The organism is Pantoea sp. JV6 (assembly GCF_025910055.1).
Taxonomy (GTDB): domain Bacteria; phylum Pseudomonadota; class Gammaproteobacteria; order Enterobacterales; family Enterobacteriaceae; genus Pantoea; species Pantoea agglomerans.
This window is the reverse complement of sequence record NZ_JAPCIM010000017.1, coordinates 1-4,762: the sequence shown is the minus strand read 5'-3', so window position 1 is coordinate 4,762 and position 4,762 is coordinate 1. Positions and strand designations below refer to the sequence as shown.

General features: G+C 49.8%; 4 protein-coding genes and 4 tRNA genes. 7 read left to right on the top strand and 1 reads right to left on the bottom strand.

Features of this window, described 5'->3' with window-relative positions; translation table 11 throughout:
* The first annotated feature begins 143 nt into the window (after positions 1-143).
* Positions 144-1,181: a UDP-N-acetylmuramate dehydrogenase gene (murB, locus tag OK412_RS16880; protein ID WP_033780876.1), complete on the top strand. Its 1,038-nt coding sequence runs from the start codon at positions 144-146 to the stop codon at positions 1,179-1,181.
* Complete coding sequence (birA, locus tag OK412_RS16875; protein WP_010261004.1) at positions 1,178-2,137, top strand: bifunctional biotin--[acetyl-CoA-carboxylase] ligase/biotin operon repressor BirA; 960 nt, start codon at positions 1,178-1,180, stop codon at positions 2,135-2,137. The genes murB and birA overlap by 4 nt, the downstream gene beginning before the upstream one ends.
* Before the next feature lie 43 nt (positions 2,138-2,180).
* Here birA and coaA read toward each other — a convergent pair whose 3' ends face one another.
* Positions 2,181-3,128 (bottom strand): type I pantothenate kinase, encoded by a 948-nt coding sequence (coaA, locus tag OK412_RS16870; RefSeq protein ID WP_010672227.1) that lies wholly within the window; start codon positions 3,126-3,128, stop codon positions 2,181-2,183.
* Positions 3,129-3,905: 777 nt separating this feature from the next.
* On the opposite strand from coaA, the gene OK412_RS16865 reads away from it, so the two are divergent.
* From OK412_RS16865 to OK412_RS16845, 5 genes are all read left to right on the top strand, one after another.
* Positions 3,906-3,981: transfer RNA gene (locus OK412_RS16865), tRNA-Thr, on the top strand.
* Between the two features lie 7 nt (positions 3,982-3,988).
* Positions 3,989-4,073 (top strand) — tRNA-Tyr (locus OK412_RS16860).
* 191 nt (positions 4,074-4,264) lie between these two features.
* Positions 4,265-4,339: transfer RNA gene (locus tag OK412_RS16855), tRNA-Gly, on the top strand.
* A 5-nt stretch (positions 4,340-4,344) separates the two neighbouring features.
* Positions 4,345-4,420 (top strand) — tRNA-Thr (locus OK412_RS16850).
* 108 nt (positions 4,421-4,528) lie between these two features.
* On the top strand, positions 4,529-4,762 hold a 234-nt coding region (locus tag OK412_RS16845; protein WP_229518771.1), incomplete at its 3' end, for a GTP-binding protein.

The following is a 4,762-nucleotide window of genomic DNA, read 5'->3' as shown; positions in this document are numbered from 1 at the left end:
AAGTGAAGAAGCCCCGCACGGAAGTGCGGGGCTTTTTTACGTCTGCAGATCGTGAAAAACTGCATCATAACCCCCGAAAACAGCCTGAGAACCCCTCTCTGATACGGTAAACTACGGCCAGATAACTCAGTAAAGGCCGTCAAATGTCCAGCCAGCATCCCTCCTTAAAAGCCGACAATACGCTTGGGCTTGAAGTACATACACAGAAACGCATCGTCGCCGAGACGCCAGCCGCCATTCTGGCAGCATGGCAGGCCAGCCAGAGTGATCAAACGCCTTTCCTCGTGCTCGGTGAAGGCAGCAATGTCCTCTTCCTGGAAGATTTTGCCGGTACAGTGGTGCTGAACCGCATCAAAGGCATCAAAATTCAGGATGAATATGAGTGCTGGAAATTGCACGTCGGGGCAGGTGAGAACTGGCATCAGCTGGTTAAAAGCACGCTGGAAAAAGGAATCACAGGCCTGGAAAATCTGGCGTTGATCCCTGGTATGACCGGTTCGGCACCGATTCAGAACATAGGTGCTTATGGCGTGGAATTAAAAGACGTCTGCGAATACGTGGATGTACTTAATCTGCACAGTGGTCAGACAGAACGTCTCGATCGTGAAGCCTGTGAGTTTGGCTATCGTGACAGCATTTTTAAACATCACTACCAGTCAGGCTATGTCATCGTCGCAGTCGGGATAATATTGCCTAAGCAATGGCAACCGGTATTAACCTACGGCGATCTGAAAACGCTCAATCCGGTGACGGCCAATGCCTGGGATGTCTATCACGCGGTATGCCAGATGCGGCAGAGCAAATTACCCGATCCGAAAGTCACCGGTAATGTAGGCAGCTTTTTTAAAAATCCTGTCGTCACCGAGGCGCAGTGCAGCTCACTACTGACGCATTTTCCGGCTATGCCACACTATCTGATGCCAAATGGTGAAATCAAACTGGCAGCAGGATGGCTTATCGATCAGTGCCAGCTGAAAGGTTACCGCATCGGGGGCGCGGCAGTTCACCAGCAACAGGCTCTGGTGCTGATCAACGCTGAAAATGCCACTCCCGACGATATCGTTGCGCTGGCAAAAACCGTACGCGCTCAGGTTGGTGAAAAATTTGATGTCTGGCTTGAGCCCGAAGTGCGCTTTATTCAGGCGCAGGGTGAGTGTAATGCCGTCGGGGTGATCGCATGAAAGACCATAATGTTCCGCTAAAGCTGGTTGATATCTTATCTGACGGTGAGTTCCATTCCGGTGAGCAGCTGGGTGAAACGCTGGGCATGAGTCGCGCAGCCATAAATAAGCATATCCAGACGTTAAAAAGCTGGGGTCTTGATGTCTATACCGTGACAGGTAAAGGTTACAGTCTCTCTGCCCCGATACAGCTGCTGGATGAGCAGGCGATACTCTCACAGGTTACGCAGGGTAACGTCTCGGTAATCCCGGTGATTGATTCCACAAATCAGTATCTGCTGGAACGTATGCATGAAATGGAGTCGGGTGCTGCCTGCATTGCGGAATATCAGCAGGCGGGTCGAGGCCGTCGTGGCCGTCAGTGGTTTTCGCCCTTTGGCGCGAACCTCTACATGTCTATGTACTGGCGTCTGGAGCAGGGGCCGGCAGCGGCGATGGGTCTGAGCCTGGTAATTGGCATTATCATGGCTGAGACATTACGTTCATTAGGGGCCGATGATGTCCGCGTAAAATGGCCCAATGACATTTATCTGAACGATCGTAAACTGGCGGGTATTCTGGTCGAACTGACAGGTAAAACCGGCGATGCTGCGCAGATCGTGATTGGTGCGGGGATTAACCTGGCGATGCGAACAGCCGATGCATCACAGATTAATCAGGGCTGGATTAACCTGCAGGAGGCCGGGGTAACGGTAAACCGCAATGAGCTGGCGGCACGTCTGATCAACAGTCTGCGCGAAGCTCTGCCGCTCTTTGAGCAGGAGGGATTAACCCCGTTTGTCGCACGCTGGGCTGCGCTGGATAATTTTATTAACCGGCCGGTTAAGCTGCTTATCGGTGAACGTGAGGTCCATGGTATTGCGCGAGGCGTAGACAGCCAGGGTGGCCTGTTACTGGAACAGGATGGCGAAATAAAAGCCTGGGTGGGTGGAGAAATATCACTGCGTCCTGTCTGAGTAAAAAAAGCCTGCAGCAACGCAGGCTTTTTTATGACAGCAGTTATTTACGCAAGCGAACCTTATCGACCGCATGATCGCCACTTTTGGTCATGATCAGGCTGGCTCGCTCGCGCGTCGGCAGGATATTTTCCTGCAGGTTAAGCCAGTTAATCTCTTTCCATAAATTGCCAGCAATTTCAACTGCTTCTGCCTCTGAGAGCTGGGCGTAATGATGGAAATAGGAGTCCGGATTGGTAAATGCGCCCTGGCGGAATTTCAGGAATCGATTGATATACCAGCTTTGCAGGAGATCTTCCTCTGCATCAACATAGATAGAAAAATCGACGAAGTCTGAAACAAAGACATGATGGGGATCGTGGGGATAGTCCATTCCACTCTGTAATACATTCAGTCCTTCCAGAATCAGAATATCAGGCTGCTGTATCACTTTATCGCCATCAGGGATGACATCATAAATCAGATGTGAATAGACCGGAGCAGTCACCTGACTGGCTCCCGACTTCAAATCGGAGACGAAATTGACCAACCGGTGCATATCGTAGGATTGCGGGAATCCTTTTTTCTTCATTAACCCACGCTCTTTCAGCACGGCATTAGGATGAAGGAAGCCATCAGTAGTGATCAATTCGACTTTGCGATGTTCAGGCCAGCGGCTGAGCAAAGCCTGCAAGACACGCGCAGTCGTGCTTTTACCGACCGCTACGCTACCCGCAATACTGATGATATAGGGGATTTTCTGGCCATTGGTGCCCAGAAATTGCTCCAGTACAGCCTGCCGGCGAACGTTAGAACTTATATAAAAATTAAGCAGACGCGAAAGTGGCAGATAAATTTCCGCTACTTCCTCCAGCGAGAGATCCTCGTTGATGCCCTCCAGCTGCGCGATCTCTTCCTCTGACAGCGTCATAGGAACGGAATCACGTAATGCAGCCCATTGCTCACGAGTGAACTCTAAATAAGGCGTTGTCAGGGGGGTCGTTTTATCCATAAGCATGCATCTGACCGCAAATTCATGGCTATCAACCGCGTGTTATCCGATAAGCAGGACAGCACAGGTGAAGTGAATCACGAATCGCTGGTTTATCAGTGAGAACAATGGGCTGGAGGGTATCACCAGTATGGCTTTTAACAGAAGTAAAAAGATAAACGTGATCTCGCTTTCGTCGGCATACCCACAAAACATCATGGTGGCTTTAATTTTTACTGCTTTATCGTTGTTTATGATATTGCAGGTCATCACAGCGCATGTGCGGCTTTTATCTGCTTTTTACATCTGACACGTCTGAATGACAAAACGCCGCTATAAGGGCATAGAGAGAGGCTGAGGCGGTACAAATTCAATATGTCCCATAAGAACTTCAGCAAAAGAACAAACGGCGTAGAGTCATTTTGAAAGGCTCCACGCCTGGTCATCGTCGTACCGACATAAGGGACACGCATGTCAAAACAGGCCTGCTTTCTACAGAAAAGTGCCTGCACATGAAAAAAAAGCGCAGGCGAGGTCAAAAAAGCATCGTTCGGTACAGGCGTGTGAAATAAAAATACTGCCTGCAGATCATTTACCTGCTGAAAAGCGGTCCAGAGAGAGGCCTAAGGCATTAGCGCGAGCCAACTGATCCTATGAAAACAGGACCAGATTGCACAAATATTCTGCACAAAAACACTAAAATGCGATGATTTGCACAAATAGTAAGCGATAGAAAAAAATAAGCGATTTTTTAGTTGCATCCAGAGCCCGACCTTCCTAGAATGCGCTCCACTTGATGCCGGCTTAGCTCAGTTGGTAGAGCAACTGACTTGTAATCAGTAGGTCACCAGTTCGATTCCGGTAGCCGGCACCATCAAGTAGGTGGGATTCCCGAGCGGCCAAAGGGAGCAGACTGTAAATCTGCCGTCACAGACTTCGAAGGTTCGAATCCTTCTCCCACCACCATCTCAACCTCGCGGTTGGGTACGCAGATAAACAACCTGTTTATCTGTCAGGTGAGTCACTTATCACCCTGAATTCAGACTGAGCGTTAGCGAAGTCAAAGTCGGTCAGCTTCGCTGACAGACAGTAGATAATAGAGAAACATCTCTGTTATCTGCAAGCTACAGAAAGAACAGGTAGCCGAGTTCCAGGATGCGGGCATCGTATAATGGCTATTACCTCAGCCTTCCAAGCTGATGATGCGGGTTCGATTCCCGCTGCCCGCTCCAGATGTGCTGATATGGCTCAGTTGGTAGAGCGCACCCTTGGTAAGGGTGAGGTCCCCAGTTCGACTCTGGGTATCAGCACCACTTCCTTTAATCTCCCTCCTGATTTTCTCTGTAACTTCCTTGCAGTCAGGCATTGCCTGGTTAATGTGATGATATCATTGATATATCCGTGTCTTAGAGGGACTAGCGATGGCTAAAGAGCAATTTCAACGTAACAAACTGCACGTAAACGTGGGCACCATCGGTCACGTTGACCACGGTAAAACCACCCTGACTGCAGCTATCACTACCGTACTGGCTAAAACCAACGGCGGCCAGGCTCGTGCATTCGATCAGATCGACAGCACGCCTGAAGAAAAAGCCCGCGGTATCACCATCAACACCGCACACGTTGAGTATGAGACTGCTGCACGTCACTACGCT

Coding starts and splice junctions, on each gene's coding strand:
- murB (WP_033780876.1), top strand. CDS start 144: ATGTCCAGCCAGCATCCCTCCTTAAAAGCCGACAATACGCTTGGGCTT.
- birA (WP_010261004.1), top strand. CDS start 1,178: ATGAAAGACCATAATGTTCCGCTAAAGCTGGTTGATATCTTATCTGAC.
- coaA (WP_010672227.1), bottom strand. CDS start 3,128: ATGGATAAAACGACCCCCCTGACAACGCCTTATTTAGAGTTCACTCGT.